At 33.6% G+C, this 18,734-nt stretch carries 13 protein-coding genes and 1 pseudogene; 1 reads left to right on the plus strand and 13 read right to left on the minus strand.

From position 1 onward, the window contains the following. The 9 genes and pseudogenes from RB619_RS13720 to RB619_RS13760 form a co-directional block, all read right to left on the minus strand. Positions 1 to 1,068: pseudogene (locus tag RB619_RS13720) on the minus strand (hypothetical protein); the annotation flags it as partial. 369 nt (positions 1,069 to 1,437) lie between these two features. After that, complete coding sequence (locus RB619_RS13725) at positions 1,438 to 2,181, minus strand: rhamnogalacturonan acetylesterase (protein ID WP_308098326.1); 744 nt, start codon at positions 2,179 to 2,181, stop codon at positions 1,438 to 1,440. 132 nt (positions 2,182 to 2,313) lie between these two features. Continuing rightward, positions 2,314 to 3,663 (minus strand): glycoside hydrolase family 28 protein, encoded by a 1,350-nt coding sequence (locus RB619_RS13730; protein ID WP_308098328.1) that lies wholly within the window; start codon positions 3,661 to 3,663, stop codon positions 2,314 to 2,316. Between the two features lie 25 nt (positions 3,664 to 3,688). Next, a complete protein-coding gene (gene pelA / locus RB619_RS13735; protein WP_308098330.1) occupies positions 3,689 to 5,689 on the minus strand; it encodes a pectate lyase in 2,001 nt (666 codons plus the stop codon). 7 nt (positions 5,690 to 5,696) lie between these two features. Beyond that, a complete protein-coding gene (locus tag RB619_RS13740) occupies positions 5,697 to 7,295 on the minus strand; it encodes a glycoside hydrolase 43 family protein (RefSeq protein ID WP_308098332.1) in 1,599 nt (532 codons plus the stop codon). A 73-nt stretch (positions 7,296 to 7,368) separates the two neighbouring features. After that, the gene (locus RB619_RS13745; protein ID WP_308098334.1) at positions 7,369 to 8,589 is read right to left on the minus strand and encodes a glycoside hydrolase family 88 protein; all 1,221 of its coding nucleotides are present in this window, start codon (positions 8,587 to 8,589) and stop codon (positions 7,369 to 7,371) included. A gap of 12 nt (positions 8,590 to 8,601) precedes the next feature. Then, positions 8,602 to 9,567, minus strand: coding sequence for a DUF4861 family protein (locus RB619_RS13750; RefSeq protein WP_308098336.1), 966 nt, complete (start codon positions 9,565 to 9,567; stop codon positions 8,602 to 8,604). Between the two features lie 11 nt (positions 9,568 to 9,578). Beyond that, positions 9,579 to 10,514: an alpha/beta hydrolase gene (locus RB619_RS13755; RefSeq protein ID WP_308098337.1), complete on the minus strand. Its 936-nt coding sequence runs from the start codon at positions 10,512 to 10,514 to the stop codon at positions 9,579 to 9,581. 208 nt (positions 10,515 to 10,722) lie between these two features. Further along, entirely contained in the window at positions 10,723 to 12,162 is a 1,440-nt protein-coding gene (locus RB619_RS13760) for a glycoside hydrolase family 28 protein (RefSeq protein ID WP_308098339.1), read from the minus strand. A 287-nt stretch (positions 12,163 to 12,449) separates the two neighbouring features. Here RB619_RS13760 and RB619_RS13765 point away from each other — a divergent pair, with 287 nt between their 5' ends. Beyond that, positions 12,450 to 13,478, plus strand: coding sequence for a LacI family DNA-binding transcriptional regulator (locus tag RB619_RS13765; RefSeq protein WP_308098340.1), 1,029 nt, complete (start codon positions 12,450 to 12,452; stop codon positions 13,476 to 13,478). Positions 13,479 to 13,686: 208 nt separating this feature from the next. Here the strand turns inward: RB619_RS13765 and RB619_RS13770 are convergent, their stop codons facing one another. From RB619_RS13770 to RB619_RS13785, 4 genes are all read right to left on the minus strand, one after another. After that, entirely contained in the window at positions 13,687 to 15,306 is a 1,620-nt protein-coding gene (locus RB619_RS13770) for an altronate dehydratase family protein (RefSeq protein ID WP_308098342.1), read from the minus strand. A gap of 18 nt (positions 15,307 to 15,324) precedes the next feature. Continuing rightward, positions 15,325 to 16,773, minus strand: a complete 1,449-nt coding sequence (locus RB619_RS13775; RefSeq protein WP_308098344.1) for a tagaturonate reductase — start codon at positions 16,771 to 16,773, stop codon at positions 15,325 to 15,327. A 215-nt stretch (positions 16,774 to 16,988) separates the two neighbouring features. After that, positions 16,989 to 17,660, minus strand: coding sequence for a bifunctional 4-hydroxy-2-oxoglutarate aldolase/2-dehydro-3-deoxy-phosphogluconate aldolase (locus RB619_RS13780; protein WP_308098346.1), 672 nt, complete (start codon positions 17,658 to 17,660; stop codon positions 16,989 to 16,991). A gap of 9 nt (positions 17,661 to 17,669) precedes the next feature. After that, complete coding sequence (locus tag RB619_RS13785; protein ID WP_308098348.1) at positions 17,670 to 18,692, minus strand: sugar kinase; 1,023 nt, start codon at positions 18,690 to 18,692, stop codon at positions 17,670 to 17,672. Between the last annotated feature and the right edge of the window lie 42 nt (positions 18,693 to 18,734).

Consider the following 18,734-nt stretch of genomic DNA (forward strand, 5'->3'; position numbering starts at 1 on the left):
AGGAGCACCGTTGCCACCGGCTGTTCCGACTTCTCCGTCCTTACCGTTGATTTTAGTCCAAGTGCCGTCAGGATTCTGAACATAGACATCGCCCGTTGTGTTGTCAACGTACATGTTGATGCCTTCTCCAGGATATCCAGCTTCCCCTTTGTTTCCAGGTGCGCCGGCTCCAGATGCGGTTCCTACCTCTCCTTTGTCTCCTTTAAGGCCATCCAAAAATTCTGTAATTGATTTCCCGTCATTCCCAGGTAATTCTTTCCAGATTTCAAATGCTGATTTTCCATTCTGACCATCTTTACCATTAATCGGAGTCCAGGTTCCATCATTATTCTGAACATAAACCGTATTGGTTTCTTTATCAGTATAAATATTGATATCCTTTCCAGGATAGCCTGGTTCCCCTTTTTTTCCAGGGACTCCATTTCCACCCGCTACACCAACAACACCATCTTTCCCATTAATTGGAGTCCATGTTCCATCGGGATTCTGAATATAAACTGTTTTAGTTTCTGTATCTGTGTAAATATTGATGTCTTTTCCAGGATAACCAGCAGAACCAGCTGCTCCAGGAGCTCCATTACCACCAGCAACACCAACTTTACCATCTTTTCCGTTTTTTCCATTGATTTTTGTCCAAGTCCCATTAGAGTTTTGAACGTAAACATCACCAGTTGAATTATCAGTATATACAACTACTCCTTCTCCTGGATACCCTTGCGTGCCTTTATCACCAGGAGCACCATCACCTCCTGCTATTCCAGCACCTGAACCTGCTTCACCAGAAAGCGCAATTCTATTCCATTTGTCAACATACCAATAGTAATAGCCTGGTTTTATATCTGCTACTGTTGCTGTATTAAAAACTAACAAACTATTTACATTACCATTTTTAATTGTAATAGCATCTGTAGTACTAGTTAAAGCAACTCTCGGTATCAAAACACCTTTGTTAGTAGAAGAAACTTCTAATTGAGCAGAAGCATCTGGATTTAATGTTCCAACACCTACTTGAGAGTAACCCGCGTAGCATCCTAAAACAAAAAATAAAGGGAGTAATCTATTTTTCATAACATTAATAATTATTATGCGTTTAATTGTTTTCTTAAATCCTTACAATTCAAACATCTATAGTTTGAAGATGCAAAGGTCTCCCGAAATACCATTTTACTTTACCACCAAAAGTTTTTAAAGTTATAAATTAGGGTATTTGAAGAATTAAGAACTAGAAAACCCATATAATTCATAGATACTAAGACTATAAAAAACCAAAATAAAACACTGATTTAAAACAGTATACCGTTTTAAATAATTCTTTTCCAAATGAAATTAATACAACAAAATAATTAAGCAGCTAAAAAAAAAGAGAGAACCGAAGCTCTCTCTTTTTTAAAGAATATACCAAAGATGCAGGCACAATTAGCATCTCGTTTTCCTACCTTATTTAATTTGTTTTTTTAATTTTTCGACTGAAGGCTCTTCTAAAAATTTGATTTGATTAATTACAATTTGTGCTATCGCAGTTGCTCCTTTTAAGGAAAGATGCGTATCATCGGCCTTATCTTTATCATAATATCCGTTCTCACCAGCTTTAAAATGCAAATGCAATTGCTTTGATTTTTCTGGGCCATAAGATTGTTCTAGCAATTCAGTGTAATATTCTAAATCAATAAAAGGTACTTTATATTCCTGGGCTACTAATCTGGTTTCCAAAGGATAATCTCCATGAGTCGGAACTAGAACGCCTTTGTCATTAAAATTGCGTCTGGCAATTGAAGTTAATAAGACTGGAGTTGCGCCCTTTGCACGTGTTTCGGTAACAAAACGAATTAAATTATATCTATAAGCGGTATGTGGATTTGTATAACGTGTTGAATCTTCGATTTTCTCATCATTATGTCCGAATTGTATAAAAACAAAATCGCCTTTTTTGAGTTTTTTATAGATAGAATCCCAACGTTTTTCATTGATAAAACTTTTTGTACTTCTTCCATTTACCGCTTTATTAACAACTACTACATTATCATTAAAACATGGTTGTAATACTTGTGCCCAACCATGTTCTGGATTACGCTCAGGATCTTTTTTATTTGCCATTGTTGAATCTCCAATACAGTACACTGTTGTTTTTTGTGCAAAACAAAAAGTTATGATGAACAGTGCTAAGAAGATGTGTTTTTTCATTTTTTTTACTTTATATTATGATTGTTTGCTTTTTGTTAATTTATCAATTTACATATAACATCTATCTAAACGTACTACGACTAGCCACAAACTGATAATACTTCGAAACTTATCTTTGTTTATATCTTAAAACTATTTCGCAGCCGTGGGAATAGTAGCTCTTTGTCCTATAAAAACATCTGTCATTAAAACATTTTCGGCATTTTCATTTGAAATTGCATTTTTTGCTTCTTTGATTTCTATCATATTCAAGCTGATATTTCTAATTTTTTTATCTGGAAATCCTTGAATAACGATTCCAGACTCTGTCGCCTTTTTACATGAAATATTTGAAAAATGAATATTCGAAATTTCCGATTGATATCCTTTTCCTTCTCCGTGATAATTTGCCGTAATATAAAGGCAATCTTCTACTTCATCTAACTGAATATTTCGAACAAAAATATTTTTAATAAAACCTCCTCTATCAGCATTAGTTTTCAAATAAATACCTCTTTTTAAATATCCAATTGTTTTGCAATTTTCAACATATACATTTTGCACTCCAGCTGACATTTCACTTCCTATTACTACACCATGGAGTCCTTTAAAATTACAATTTCTTATTATAATGTTTTCGCTTGGAGTTGCTGTATTAGCTCTTCCTTCATGATCTCTTCCCGCTTTAATAGCAACATTATCATCTCCATTATTAAAAGTCACATTTTCAATTAAAATATCTTTTGAATATTCGGGATCAATTCCGTCATTATTGTAGTTTAGGGATTTGTAACTAATTCCGCGTAATGTAATACCTTGCGACTTAAGCAAATGAAGGCACCAAAAAGGAGAATTCTCAATTCTGATATTTTCAACTAAAATATTTTTACAGTCAAAAAACTGAATCATCTGCGGACGCAAGAAATAACCTTCGCCAAATTTCCTATCTTTTAAAGGAACATTGTTATGATTCATTTCGCGACTCAATTCTTTTCCTCTAGCTTCTTTCTCTTTAAAACTTTTCCATGTTTTTCCGCCTTCACCATCAATAGTTCCTTCGCCAGTTATCGCAATATTTGAGCAACCATAAGCATAAATCAGCGGACTATAATTATACAACATAGTACCTTCCCAGCTTGTTAAAACAACTGGCAGATAATCTTCTGGCCTATCGCTGAATTTTATTTTCGCACCTTTTTCTATTTTAAGATTAACATTGCTCACAAAATGAATAGCACCGTTTAATTTATAAATTCCTTTTGGCACTATAATCGTTCCGCCATTATTCTTTTTACATAATGCCATCGCTTTATCAAACGCAGGTTTACTGTCTGAAATCGAATCTCCTTTTGCGCCAAGTTTTACTACATTAATCTGATACGGAGGAATAACAGGCAATTGAATTCTTTTAATAATAGAATCCACTTTCTCAGATGGAAATTCGTTATTCTGAGCGAAAGAAAACGTCGAAATCAGTAGAAATAGTAAATATTTTAATTTCATTGCAATTACATTTGAAAATTGGAGATTATTTTGAATACCAATTTGATAAATCGTCTTTTAAAATATTTTCCAATGTATACTTTTCAGCTTCTTTTTTACTTAACTGATACGACCATAATACTCTTTTTTTAGGCTGAAAACCTTCACCAGTACAATTATATTCGGCATAAAAAGCTTTTTTTTCCGCTTCAGGTTTTGACCAATTTTCCCAGCCTTCTGGTTTTATTTGTTTTCCTAATTCACAATTTAGGAAAACCGTTTTAGCATAAATACGCCAAGGTCTTCCTAAGTAAACGGCATCTGCAGAAGGTTCCGCTGTTAATTTGCAACTTTTAAAGACGAATCCGAAAGGAATTCCTTCTGGCGTCGAAGCTGCCGTAATATAAGAGTTTTTAATACTGTGAATTTCGCAATTTTCAAACAAGGCTGTCGCACTTCCAAAAATAAAATCGGTTGTACCTTCGATATAACAATTTACAAAATACTGTTTTGCATCTTTTCCCGAAAGATATAAAGTGTCTTGATTGCCAAGAATATTGCAATTCGAAACTTTGGCACGATTGGCAACAATTGATAACGCAATGCCTTGTCCATTATCTCCTGAAGCATTTTTTATCGTAAGATTTGATGCTGAAAAATCATCTCCCTCTACTAAAACTGTATACGTATAAAAAGTACTATTTCTTCCTAAATTGATTTTCGAAAAATTATCATCAAAAATAATGATCGTTTTTTCTTTGCTTTCTCCTTGCAAAACCACATTTGTGTTCCATTCTGGAATTCTAACTTTTTCATTATAAATTCCGTTTTTAATTGAAATAGTTACTTTTTCGTAAGGAAATGCGGGACATGCATAAACAGCATCTTGAATTTTTGTAAAATCACCAGAACCATCTTGAGCAACAGTAATTAATGTTACATTTTTTTTATCCGAAGCAGCAACTTTTGTCCCGTTTTTAACCGCCCAAGCAGGGTATTTTTTAAGAACTTCTTTTGGTGCATCAGAATACCATGAATATCCATTTCGTCTTTCGGAACCAATTTGATCCAATGATTTTTTCTTAACTCCGTCGCGGTCACAAAAGAAAGGTTCATTGGTTTCCAAATCCATAAAACGTGCCCATATTGGTCCTGCATTTGTCGTTGGAATCATTTTTTTATCTACGATTTTTCCTTTCTCATCTAGAATTCTTTTTTCTTCTAAATTGGTTATTTTAGTTTTTTCAAACCATTCTTGTGCACTTTTTACGGCATTTATAATTTCTCGTGATGGTTTTTCAATTGACATTAAAAGCAAAACAATTTTAGTCGATTCATAACCGCTTAATGACGCAAGTTCAAAAGCTCGTGCATTTGCCGGAGCGAGAGTAAATTCGTCATGCTGAGCGCACCACGCGGTTAAAATTCCATTTTGTTTGTATTGTGTCTTTAAAATACAGTCAATACCTTTATCAAAAGCTTTTTTTGCCTTTTGAACAATCTCTTTTGATGGCTTAATGCTATAAAAATCAGTTTCTTCACTAATTTGTTTCATCACATTTAAAATGTTTACCATCGAATCATCATTGTAGGTAATATGCGTATAATAACCTTTTTTAAGCGGATAAAACTGAGGCCAGCCACCGTTATTGTATTGCGCTTCTAATAAATAATTCAATCCTTTTAAAAATGATTCTTTATATCTTTCGTCTTTTACTTGAGCGTACATCCTTGACATAAAAAGCATTTCCTGACATGTTGCGCCGTTATCAGTTGTAGTTTCTACAGCTGTTTTTTTAAGTGCAATCAAATCCTTTTTTTGCTGTGGAGTCAATTCATCCTGCATGGCAATATTTTTTGGCCATCCACCAATATCCCTTTGATAAAGCAATACGTTTTCTGCCACTTTTTTAGCTTCCTCTGTTCCAAACCAAGAAGCATCATTTTTACGAATTACATCTGGCCAGCTTTTATAATTACTTTGCGCATTCAAACCAAAACTTAGTGCGAATAAAAGAAATACTATTGTTTTTCTAAATTGAATCATTTTCATCTTATTTAGTAATTCTAAACCAATCAACTGCAACATTTCCCGAATCATTTGTAATTTTTTCACTCAAGGCAAAAAGACCGACTTTGGCGCCAATCCATTTTCCTTCTTTTGAAACAAAATCATTTCCAATCGTTTGATACTTTTTATCATCTAAACTGTAATAAAAACTGCAAATTCCTCCTTTTTTGATTTTAACTCTTAAATAAATAATATTGCTCGGAATTAAAACCGGAGTCGTTTCAGTCTCTTCGACTTTTTTGTCAAAAGTTCCTGTTTTTTGATTCAAATACAATTTTTCATTATCATTTTTAAAATTCAAATAACTGTAATCTAATCCCATGATTATCAAACCGGTCGTCTCTCCATTTAATCGGGTATTAAAAGTTATTTTTGTAGTAGCTGCAAATTCCTCAGCAGGGAATTTTTGCAACAACATATTTGGTGCTTCAAAAATTTTCTTGCTATCTTTTATTGTAGGGAGGCAATACAAATTTAAATAGCCTAAACTCGTAGGAAATCCCCAATTATTCTGAGCATTTGCTTGCCATTGCCATTGTAATCCTAGTTTTGGAGAATTAAACTCATCTGATTCCGCTGGAGTTTCAATTGGATATTTCTTACCTACGTTTGGCTTTTTAAAAGTTGTTACGGGTTCGCCAATTCCATTTTTATCAAAATCCTGTCCCATTATAGGCCAGTCATTTTCCCATTTCATTGGTTGTAAATGAACAATTCTTCCGTAAGCGCCTTTATCCTGAAAATGAATAAACCAATCTTCACCGGTTTGTGTCTGTACCCAAGCACCTTGATGTGGACCGTTAATAGCAGTTTTTCCTTGTTCTAAAACTTTTTTCTTTTCATAGGGACCAAAAACGCTTTTAGATCTTAAAACCGTTTGCCAACCAGTAGAAACTCCTCCCGCTGGTGCAAAAATGTAATAATAACCATTTCTTTTATAAAACTTTGGCCCTTCAATGGTTCCTTCGCCGTCGTGGCCATCAATAACCATAACTTCATCGTTGTTTGTGACTGTTCCTTCGGCATTCATACTGCAAACTACCAACAAGCTTTTAATCTTTGCACGGCTCCCTGCAAAAGCGTGAACCAAATAAACTTTACCGTCGTCATCCCATAACGGACTCGGATCAATAAGTCCTGTTCCGGCTTTAACCAAAACTGGCTCTGACCAAGGTCCTTCTGCTTTTTGCGCTTTTATCATATAGATTCCGAAATCTGGATCTGGATAATAAATATAAAATTCGTTGTTATGAAAATTTATGCTTGGCGCCCAAACTCCGTTTCCATGCTGTACTTTATCGAAAGTTTCTGCTGGTGTTTGTTTGATAAGCGCATGCCCAATAATTTTCCAGTTTACCAAATCTTTAGAATGCAAAATTGGCAAACCGGGAATACAATTGAACGACGATGCAGTCATATAAAAATCATCTCCAACTCTTACTACATCTGGATCTGAATAATCAGCATGTATAATTGGATTTGTATAAGTTCCATCTCCATTGTCTGGTATCCAGACTTGTGCAGTATTCTTCTGAAAGAAAAAAATGGAAAGAAGAAAAAGGATGATTTTTATGTTTTTCATTTTAAATAATAATAACCAGTATGAAATTAAACCCGACAGGTTATAAAAACCTGTCGGGTTTATGTCTATAAAACTATTTATTCAATTCTAAAGCGGCTAAAATAAATGGCCCAGTTGCTTTTGGATCATTGTCTTTCTTTTTCTCTTTTACATAGTATTCGTAAGAACCATCTCTGTACGGAGTTCCTCCTAAACCAGCAACCTGGCAAGCCTGAGTCAAAGTAATACCGCCATCAGCATCAACTTTAATTAATTCTGTCGTTAATCCGTCGAAAGCTTTGTTGGCGATTCTTTTAAATTTTGCTGGTAAATATCCTTTATTTGCACCCTTTGCAAAAGCATAAGCAAACATTGATGATCCAGAAGCTTCTAAATAATTTCCTTCTTTATTTCCTTTGTCCGTTACTTGATACCATAAACCAGATTTATCCTGAAATTTTGCGATACTTTCTGAAGCTTTATTAAGATATCCAACTAATTCTTTGTGTTTTGGATGCTCTTTTGGGAAATAATCTAAAACATCAACAAGAGCCATAACATACCAACCTAAAGCTCTTGACCAAAAGTTTGGAGAATTTCCAGTTTCTTTATTTGCCCAAGGCATTTTTTTGCTTGAATCCCAGCCATGATATAATAATCCTGTTTTTGGGTCAGTTGCGTGAAGCTGAATTTCTTCAAATTGTTTGGCTACATCATCTAAACTTTTTCCGTTTTCGAAAGTAACTGTGTATTGTGCATAAAATGGTTCACCCATGTACAAACCATCCAGCCACATTTGGTTTGGATAAATATTTTTATGCCAAAATCCTCCTTCTGGTGTTCTTGGCTGTTCTGATAATTGTTTGCGTAGCAATTGCATCGCTTTTAAATATTTTTCTTCTTTTGTAGTTTCATAAATATTGAAAAGCAGACGACCGGCAACAACCATATCAATATTGTATTTATCCAATTCATATGATTTAATTGTTCCTTCATTTTGAACCAATGCATCAACATATCCTTTTACATAAACCGGATATCTTGGATCTGGATTTTTCTTGTAAAGTTCTTCAAAACCGTGCAAAACCAAACCGTGTACATAATCCCATTTTGGCGCTTTTGAATCATCAATCATGTATGCTTCAGGATGGCGTTTCATCAAAGTCAAAGCCATTTTATCTGACCATTTTGCATTTTTTGAAATCACAATATCGTTAGCTTTTGTTTCTTGCGAAATTGCTTTAGAGCTTGTAAAAAACACAAAACAAGTTGCTAAAGCGGCTGTAAAATATTTAAGTTTTCTATTATTTTCCATTTTAAAATATATTTAAATTTTACCTTTTTTGTTCAAAATTTCTAACTTTTCATCCAAATATTTTACGAAATCAGCCTGAGATTTAATTCCGTTAACTTCTTGTTCCCAAGCTCCTAAAAGGTAAAATGACGTAACTTTTGTTGTTGGTTTAAAAACCAATAGATAATCCAATTCTGTATCTTCAATACTTTCAATTGTATTCACTTCATAAAAAATTGCCATTCCAAGTTTATCAGGAACCAAAGACTGCTCGCCATAAGTTGCCAAGTACGCCCATTTTTTATTTTTGCTTTCTTTTTTAAGCAATTCGGCATTCTTTTGTTTTACAATTCCCGTACAAATTCCTTTAATTTCTTTTGAAGCCTGAATGGTATGTTTTGTATAAAGATCATCTGGTTTAATTGTTAAAATCGAAGTAAAATCGATTTTATCAGAAGCCGTTTTCCATCCATAATAATTTACTTTCACAGAAGATTCATCAGTTTTATTAGAAACAGTCGCAATTGTTGAATCTACCTCGCGAAAGTGCAGTTTTTCTTTATTCAAATAGCGGTCAATAGAACCAATTCCGATTCCTTTTCCAGCTTTCAAAATATCAGCTCCCCAATCGCTCATTTCGTGATACGAATCAAAATTATCCTGTCCTACTTTTGGCAAAATCATTTCAGATGTTTTCTTTCCAAAAATATCCACAGCATTTCTCCAGTCTAAGTACAAACGATAACCAATTCGGTTGTTTTCCCAACCTGGACCTTCGTAACGAATGTCAAAAGAATGATCTGTATGTTCTGGAGCCAGTTTTAAGCGGTCAACATTTTTAAAAACTGTTCCACCAATGTACTTACGCCCTTCCCATTTTCCGTCGGTTTTAGCCGAAACTTCCGCATACGTTTTAGCCTTTTTGTCGTCAGATTTTTGAGCATTTGCAACGGCAAAACCAAGAAGGAATAAGGTTGCTATTTTAATTTTTGCTTTCATTCGTTTTATTATTATTTAAATATTTTGTCTAAAAATGGTATCGTATAATTCATCATTTCATCAAACCAAGGCTGAAAAAACCAAAATGAATGTGGAGAATCTTTAATTGTCTTTACTTCATTATAAATCTTATTCTGATTTAGAATTGCAATCATATCATCTCTTCCAGCGTGAAATCTATCAAAACTGCTATTTATAAAAAGAACTGGAGGTGTATTTTTATCCGTATGGTTTAAAGCAGACGCATTTTTCCAGTTTTCAGGATTATCTTCATAAGTTCCTTTTAACCAAAACGATGCCATTTCTCCTTCTTGAGATTCTGGATGCTTAAAAGCTAGAATTCCATCTACATCAATTATGGCATTTACTTTTGAAGAAGATTTGCTTTTAAAATCAGAATTTTCAAAAGCTCCATAGTCGTTTGTTGTACCAATTAAAGCTGCCATTTGACCACCAGACGAACATCCTAAAACTGCAATTTTATTTGGATCAACGTGGAATTTTTTCGCATTGTCTTTTATAAACTTAATTGCGTTTTTAACATCATAAACCGCTTCTGGATATTTTGCTTCTAAAGATAATCTGTACTCAACCGGAAAACAAGAATACCCTTTTGAAGCAATTTCCTGCGCCATAACTTGCATTTGGCTTTTATTTCCAGATCTCCAGCCGCCACCATGTATCATAATTACAGCCGGATTTGCTTTTTTTGGAGTATAAAAATAAGCATCTAAGTGCAACGCTCTATTTTCTATTTGATTGTAAACAAGATCATTTATCTGATTTACATTTTTACCCTTTTTTCCAGTTGCGATTGTAATGAAAGGATACTTTTTAATCAATTTATTGTAAGTACTTTTAACTGTGTATGAAGTATCAATACTGTATTGGCTTTGAACCGTTACAGCATATAAAAGCAGCAATAAAAAGATTCCTTTTTTTTTCATTTCTGAGCTTCTAATTTTTAGTTAAGAAAGGAGTTCGATACTTGATCAAACTCCTTTTTTAACAACTTCAAAAAACAACTTTCTAAAAAATTATCAAATCATTACTAACCAAGATTTTCGAAAAAGAAAAAACAAAACTGTTTTTTTATTTCATTTGATAATTATTGAAAGTTCAAAATTGGTTTGGTTAAAAGTATAGTTAAGTGGTTTAATTTTTAATTGATTCCATTTTCTTTCCGTTGATGTAGGTATTTATAAAATTGACACCTTTCACATTTTTCAGAGAATATACAGAATCTACTTTTGCGATTGTGACATCTTTAAATGTTATGTTTTCGATTGGAGATTCTTTGTAACCATCGGCCAAAATCCCAAATTTCCCCCCATTTTTAACCTTGACATTTTCAAGGCTGATATTCTTTATAGCAGGAATATAACTTCCTACTTGACTTCCATATATATCATAGAACATTGTTACTCTCAAAACACATTCTTTTACAGTTCCAACTTCAATATTTCGAACATAAATATCTTCTGTAGTTCCACCACGTTTCGAATTTGTTTTGATTCTGATGGCACGATCCAGTTCCGGACTATCCATCACACAATTTTCAACATACACATTGTTTACTCCGGCTGTAATTTCGCTACCCATCACAACTCCTCCGTGACCGTCGATCATTTTACAGTTTTGAACAATAATATTTTTACTCGGAATGCCAACTCTTCTTCCATCTGCATCTCTCCCTGATTTAATTGCAATACAATCATCACCAGTATTAAAAGTGCAGTTTTTAATAATTACATTTTGAGAATATTCTGGATCACAGCCGTCATTATTTGGTCCGTGACTGTTTACTGTAACTCCGTCAATAATTACATTATTAGACTTTAGCGGATGCAAAATCCAAAATGGCGCATTAACTACTGTAATATCTTTTACCAAAATTGTATTACATTCAAAAAACTCAATAAAATTAGGACGTAAGTAATGGCCTTCGCCAAAAATACGCTCTGCAACTGGAACACCTTTTTCAGCCATTTCAACTAAATTATCACGATTTAACGGATCATGCTGTGATGGTTGCCCTTTATCCCAACCATATCTTTTACTGCCACACCATGGCCACCAATTTGTGTTATTAGCTTGTCCGTTTAAAGTTCCTTTTCCCGTTATAGCAACATTCGTTTTGTTTCTTGCATAAATAAGAGGCGAATGGTTCATTAATTCTGTTCCTTCCCATGAAGTATGAATCAAAGGATAATCTTTAGAATTCGTACTGAAAAGAATTTCTGCCTGATCTTCTAAATGAAGATTCACATTACTTTCTAAATGGATTGGTCCCGTTAAATATTTTCCATTTGGCACTAAAACTTTTCCTCCACCATTTGCAGCACATTCTTTAATTGCTTTTTCAAAAGCTTGTGTATTCATGGTTTTACCATCTGCGATGGCTCCAAAATCATTTATATTGTAGGTTTTATTTATAAAGTGTGTTTCTGGTATACTTTTTACAATTAATTCCATCTTTTTCCAAGGATCTGTTTCAGAAACGCCCGAAACTTGTTTTCCGCATGATAATAGCAACAAAGAAAATACTCCAAGAAATGAAATTGTTTTTAACGCTATATTCTTATTTGTAATCATTTACGCAGTAATTTATATTTTAAAACAGCAAACCGATCTATATTATGTAATCGATTACACGAAAGTATAAAATTTGTTTCGGCAGAACAAATTTATTTGGAAATAATTTATATATTTAATTTTTAATTGCAATTATAATTACAGTTATGCTAAAAAAACACATAATTTTTTATCATTGTAGAGTTGCAAACGTTTTAGTTATTAATTATGTAATCGATAACAAAAAATATTGATATATATAAAAAAAATGTATTTTTGTCTTAAATTAATTCTGAAAACCTTTTTGAATGAGCGAAAAAATAACCATTTATGATATTGCCAAGAAATTGAATATCACTGCTGCCACTGTTTCCAGAGCTTTAAATAATAATCCTAAAATAAAAGAAAGCACAAGGGAATTGGTTATTAAAACCGCTGCATCGATGAACTACAAGCAAAACAAATTGGCGCTTGCATTGAAAAGTGGTCGAAGCAATAATATTGGTGTTATTGTTCCTCGTATTGACAGCAACTTTTTCGCATCTGTAATTAGGGGAATTGAAGAAGAACTTCATCCGCATGGTTATCAAGTAATCATTTGTCAGACACACGAGAGTCCAAAAAGAGAAAATGAAAATCTATATACCTTAATTGACGCTCAGGTTGATGGTATTATGATGTCGGTTACTGATGTTACTGATGAAAATAATGGTGCTTTTCAATATGTTTTAGAAAAAAATGTTCCGCTAATCTTTTTTGACCGAAGCAAACATATAGACGGCGTAAGCTCTGTGACTATTAATGATTTTAAAGGAGGCTACGTAGCAACCAAACATTTAATAAATGAAGGATGCCGAGCAATTGCTCATTTTTCAGGAGATCAATCTCTTGAGATTTTCAAAAACAGGTTTTTAGGCTACAAACAAGCTTTATTAGATAATGGTATGACTTTTAAAGAAGAATATGTAATTCACACTAAAAGTAGTGTTGATGCCGGAAAAGAAGCTATTGATGTTTTATTAGCTTTAGAAACACCTCCTGATGCTTTATTTTCTGCCAGTGACTTTGCCGCTTTAGGAGCAATCCAAGAGCTTAAAGAGAGAAATATCAGCATTCCTAATGAATTTTGTGTGGCGGGCTTCAGTAACGAGCCTTTTACAAAATTCATGGAATTATCGATTACTTCTGTTGACCAATCACCTCTTGAAATGGGAAAAATGTCTGCACGTGTTTTCCTAGAACAAGTCGACAAAACGGACACAATCAAAATCGAAAAAAAGGTGGTTCTCGCACCAGAATTACATATTCGTAAGTCTTCTTCGAGAACAAATTTTTAATTTTTTTTTACCATATAAGTCATATCAGCTCAATTTAGTTATAACTACAGTTTACAAAAAAGCAGTTCTAAAGAACTGCTTTTTTGTTTACGTATATCTAAAATGAACTTATATGACGTATATGGTTTTAAAAAAAAAGACGCACAGCTGTGCGTCTCTACATATAAAACTTTGTCTCTTTGTATCTCTGTAACTTTGAGCCTAAAAACTATAAAGAAACTCCTCTTTTCCAAGGAATAAATACATCTTGTTTCAACTGGTCTGCTTTTGTTTCCACGTTTCCGCTCGCCAATTCTATAATATAATCTACTATTTCTGCTCCAACCTCGGTAATAGTTTTTTCACCAGTAATCACCGTTCCGGCATTTACATCGATAATATCAGACATTCTATTAATCAATGCCGTGTTCGAAGAAATTTTTACAACGGGTGCAATCGGATTTCCCATCGGATTTCCTAAACCTGTGGTAAATAAAACAACTGTTGCGCCCGATCCAACCAATCCTGTGGTACATTCTGCGTCATTTCCTGGCGTATTTAAAAGATTTAATCCTGGTTTTGAAATATATTCTCCATAATCTAAAACATCTACAACAGGTGAAGTTCCACCTTTTTTAGCTGCGCCAGCAGATTTCATTGCATCTGTAATTAATCCGTCTTTGATGTTTCCTGGAGATGGATTCATATCAAACCCTGAACCTGCATCTACAACTGATTTTTCAAAAGCTTTCATTAAAGTTAAAAACTTATCTGCTTTTTCTTCGTCCACACATCTATTCATCAATTCTTGCTCAACGCCACATAATTCTGGAAACTCTGCCAAAATTGTTTTCCCTCCCAAAGCTGCAAAAATATCTGAAACAATTCCTAATGCCGGATTAGCAGAAATTCCGGAAAATCCGTCAGACCCTCCACATTCTAAACCAATACTTAGCTTTGAAAGAGGAGCAGGTTTGCGTTCAATTTTGTTGGCTCTTTTAATGGCTTCATAAGAATCTTTAATCACCATTTGAAACATTTGATCAGTAGTTCCAATTTGTTGTTGCTCATAGATCAAAATTTCTTTATCACTATTCGGACTCATTTCTTTCAATGCCTTTTTAAAAATATCAACTTGCAAATTTTGGCAACCTAAACTTAAAACAGTTGCACCTGCAACATTCGGGTTGTTCACATATCCTGCAAGCAGTTTTGCCAACAACTCTGAATCTTGTCGAATCCCTCCACAACCACCTTGATGATTGATAAATTTTACTTCGACATTATCTAAAAGATTTTCATTTAAATTTTTACTCGAAACTTCTTCTACGCTTTTTTCTTCAATTAAAGAGCGTAACAAATTTTTATAAGAAACTTCTTTTTTGGGCATTAATTCGTTTTCAAAAATATCTTTCAGTTTTTCGATATTTTTGTTTTCGCAAAAAACCAATGGAAAAAACAACCAAACGTTTTTGGTTCCAACTTGTCCATCAGTACGGTGGTATCCGTTGAAAGTTTTATCTTTCCAACGATCTACATTTGGTGGAGTCCAACCTAAATTTCCGGTTTTACCAAAAACTTTTTCACTTTGATGTTTTACATTTTCGGTGGTAATTACTTCTCCTTTTTTTATAGGTTTAGCCGCTTTTCCAACCAAAACACCATACATTATAATATCATTACCAATTGAAAAATCTTTCTCTGCGATTTTATGTTTTGCTTTAACATCAGTTGTTGGTGAGACAGTGGCTCCTTCAAACATAATTTGTTCGTTTTCTACCAAATCGGTTAAAGCGACAATTACGTTATCTGCTGGGTTGACTTTTATTATTTTTTTTTGAGTTGCCATAACTATCGTATGTAATTCTTAATTTAATTGTTTTTGAAAATTGATGAAACCTTGCTCCACGCCATTTGCATCAATTTCTTCTAAAGCTTTTGCAATTGAATCTGTTAGAGAAGGAATTTCAGTCAAATCTTCATCCCAGAAACTTTTATTTTGCAAAGTCAATCTTGCTATTTTATTGTAATCATCTGAAGTCCAAAGTCCGTTGAAAAAGGAAACAATATCCTCACTGTCTTGAACCGGAAGATTTTCACCTTTCCAAGTTCCTTTGTAAAAACGAATCAAACAAGCAAATGCAAAAGTCAAATGAACTGGAAGCTTTTTGTGAACATCAACATAACCTGTCAAACTCGGTAACACACGAACTTTGAATTTAGAAATTGAGTTCAATGCAATTGAAGACAATAAATGCTTGATAAACGGATTTCTGAAACGGTCTAATATTTCTTCAGCAAAACTATTCAGTTCTGCTTTGTCCATATTTAAAGTCTCATTGATTTCATCAAAAACTGCTTTGTTTACGAACTCTCCTGTAAAAGCATTATCTACAGTTTCTTTTACAGTTTCGTTTCCATAAAGCAATGAAAAAGGCACCATTGCAGTGTGAGCTCCGTTTAGGATTCTCACTTTACGTGTACGATATGGTTGCATATCAGCCACAATTTTCACATCTAAATCTGTTTTTTCAAACGGAAGTTTCGCTTTTAATTTATCATCACCTTCAATTACCCATAAAAAGAAACTTTCAGCACTTACAATCAAATCATCTTTGTAAAGAAGCTGACTGTTATATTCTTCGATTTGATCTTTTGGATACCCCGGAACAATTCTGTCCACTAAAGTATTGTGAAAAGAACAATCGTTTATTAGCCATGATTTAAAATCTTCTCCAAGATTCCAGTCATTGCTATATTTCAAAACAATTTCCTTTAAAGTATCTGAATTATAATTAATTAGCTCACAAGGAATAATTGTTAAAGCCTTTGATTTATCGCCATTAAAATGATTAAATCTTTCATGCAAAAGTACAGTTAATTTTGCAGGAAAAGAAACTGGAGGTTGCATAGAAGGAAGATCAGAAGCTATATATTCAATTCCGGCTTCAGTTGTATTAGAAATAATGAATTCTAATTCTTCTTCTTTGGCTAAAGCCAAAAATTCCTGAAAAGAAGCATAAGGATCAACTGCTTTTACAATATTTGTAATCAATTCTTTTTCCTGAATTTCCTCACCTTTTTTAACGCCTTTCATGAATAAAGTATACAGACCATCCTGCTCATTTATCATGTTCACTAATCCTCTGTCAATAGGCTGTACAACTGCAATTCCAGCATTAAAGTCTGCTTTTTTATTTAATTCCTGAAAAGCATATTCTACAAAAGCTCTCAAGAAATTCCCCTCTCCAAACTGCACTATTTTTATCGGAAGGCTATGTGAAAAATCCGTATTTGATCTGTTTATTTTTTCCATTATAAATTCATTTGAGCGTTATAAATAACCATCTCCATTACCTTATTCATTTTTTCTCAGCTTTATATTGTAAAAGAAACATTACACCTGAAAGAGTAAAATAAATCCTGCTGTGAGGAGTGACAAGATTTATTTTGCAAGCGTAATGTTCAATTACAACATCTAAAACTCTAAAAAAAACCGCATGCCAAATAAGGAATTGGTATGATTATTCCCTATTTATTTTTAATATTTTTGATGATCTCCAAAACCTGACTTACTTTAGCTTGTAAACCGTCAAAATCTTGTCTATCCAATATATCTTTTGAAATTAACTGCGAACCTAAACCAACACAAGTTGCGCCAGCATTCAGCCATGAACTCAAGCTTTCAACTGTTGGATAAACACCACCTGTAGGCATAATGTTTGTCCACGGGCATGGTCCTTTTATCGCTTTTATGAACTCAGGTCCATAAATATCAGCTGGAAATAGTTTTACAATTTCACAACCTAATTCTTCGGCTCTTGCAATTTCAGTAAGCGTTCCGCAGCCTGGTGACCACAATACTTTGCGACGATTACACGCAATTGCAATATCTTCTCTAAAAACTGGAGTTACAATAAAATTTGCGCCTAAACTCATATAAAGCGAAGCAGAAGCAGCATCGGTTATTGAACCAACTCCTAACATCATTCCTGGTAATTCTGTTAAAGCATATTTGTTCAGTTCACCAAAAACTTCATGAGCAAAATCGCCTCTGCTTGTAAATTCCATCAAACGTGAACCTCCATCATAACAAGCTTTCAGCACTTTTTTGCTTAATTCTACATCAGAATGAAAAAACAACGGAACCATACCGTTTTCTTTCATTTGTTGCGCTACCTCAATTCTTGAATATTTTGCCATTTCTATTTTTTATCTTGATACTAATGCCGAACCATCGCCATCAATCATATTTTCAACTTCTTTCAATGTTACCAAGTTATAATCACCTGCAATTGTATGTTTTAAACAACAAGCAGCAACTGCAAAATCCAAAGCTCTTTGATTGTTATTTTGATATTGCAGTAAACCATAAATTAATCCGCCCATAAAAGCGTCTCCACTTCCTACACGATCAACTACTGGCGTCACTTCTTTAACTGCTGCGCTATAAATTACTTTTCCGTCATATAAAATCCCACCAATTCTTTGATGAGAAGCACTAACAGAGTAACGTAGTGTCGTTGCAACAACTTTAAGATTTGGAATCACTTCAAACAGTTTATCATATACTGCCGGAAGTGTTTTTTCGTCCTGATAATTAGGATTTACTTTTGGAATTCCCAACATAAAATACGCTGTATCGATATCTCCTAAAATAACATTACTGTATTTCAACATTTCTGGCATTACCTCGCTTGGAGTTTTGCCATATTGCCACAATTTTGATCTATAGTTTAAATCACAGGAAATTGCAATTCCTTTTTTGTGAGCCACTTTAATTGCTTCCAAGCAAGCTTCAGCAGCACTTTCAGAAATTGCTGGCGTTATACCACTCCAATGAAACCATTCAGCACCATCTAAAACTTTGTCCCAGTCAACATTTCCTTTTTGAATAGTTGCCATTGAACTGTGTGCACGATCGTAAACTACATTGCTTCCACGAGTTCCTGCACCAGTTTCAAGAAAATAAATTCCTAAACGTTCTCCTCCGTAAACAATGTTTTTAGATTCAACATTCATTTTTCGGATTTCCTTTAATGCTGAAAAACCAATTTCATTTTCAGGTAATCTTGTAACAAATTCTGCATTCACTCCATAATTTGCTAAAGAAACAGCTACATTAAATTCTCCGCCTCCGTACGTAGCACCAAATGCTGTAGATTGCGAAAAACGTAAATGCCTTTCTGTAGATAAACGAAGCATAATTTCTCCAAATGAAACTACTCTACTCATTATTTATTTTTTTTTTGCCACAGATTTCAAAGATTATAAGGA

It is taken from the genome of Flavobacterium sp. LHD-80 (assembly GCF_030929605.1).
In the GTDB taxonomy this organism is placed as follows: Bacteria; Bacteroidota; Bacteroidia; order Flavobacteriales; family Flavobacteriaceae; genus Flavobacterium.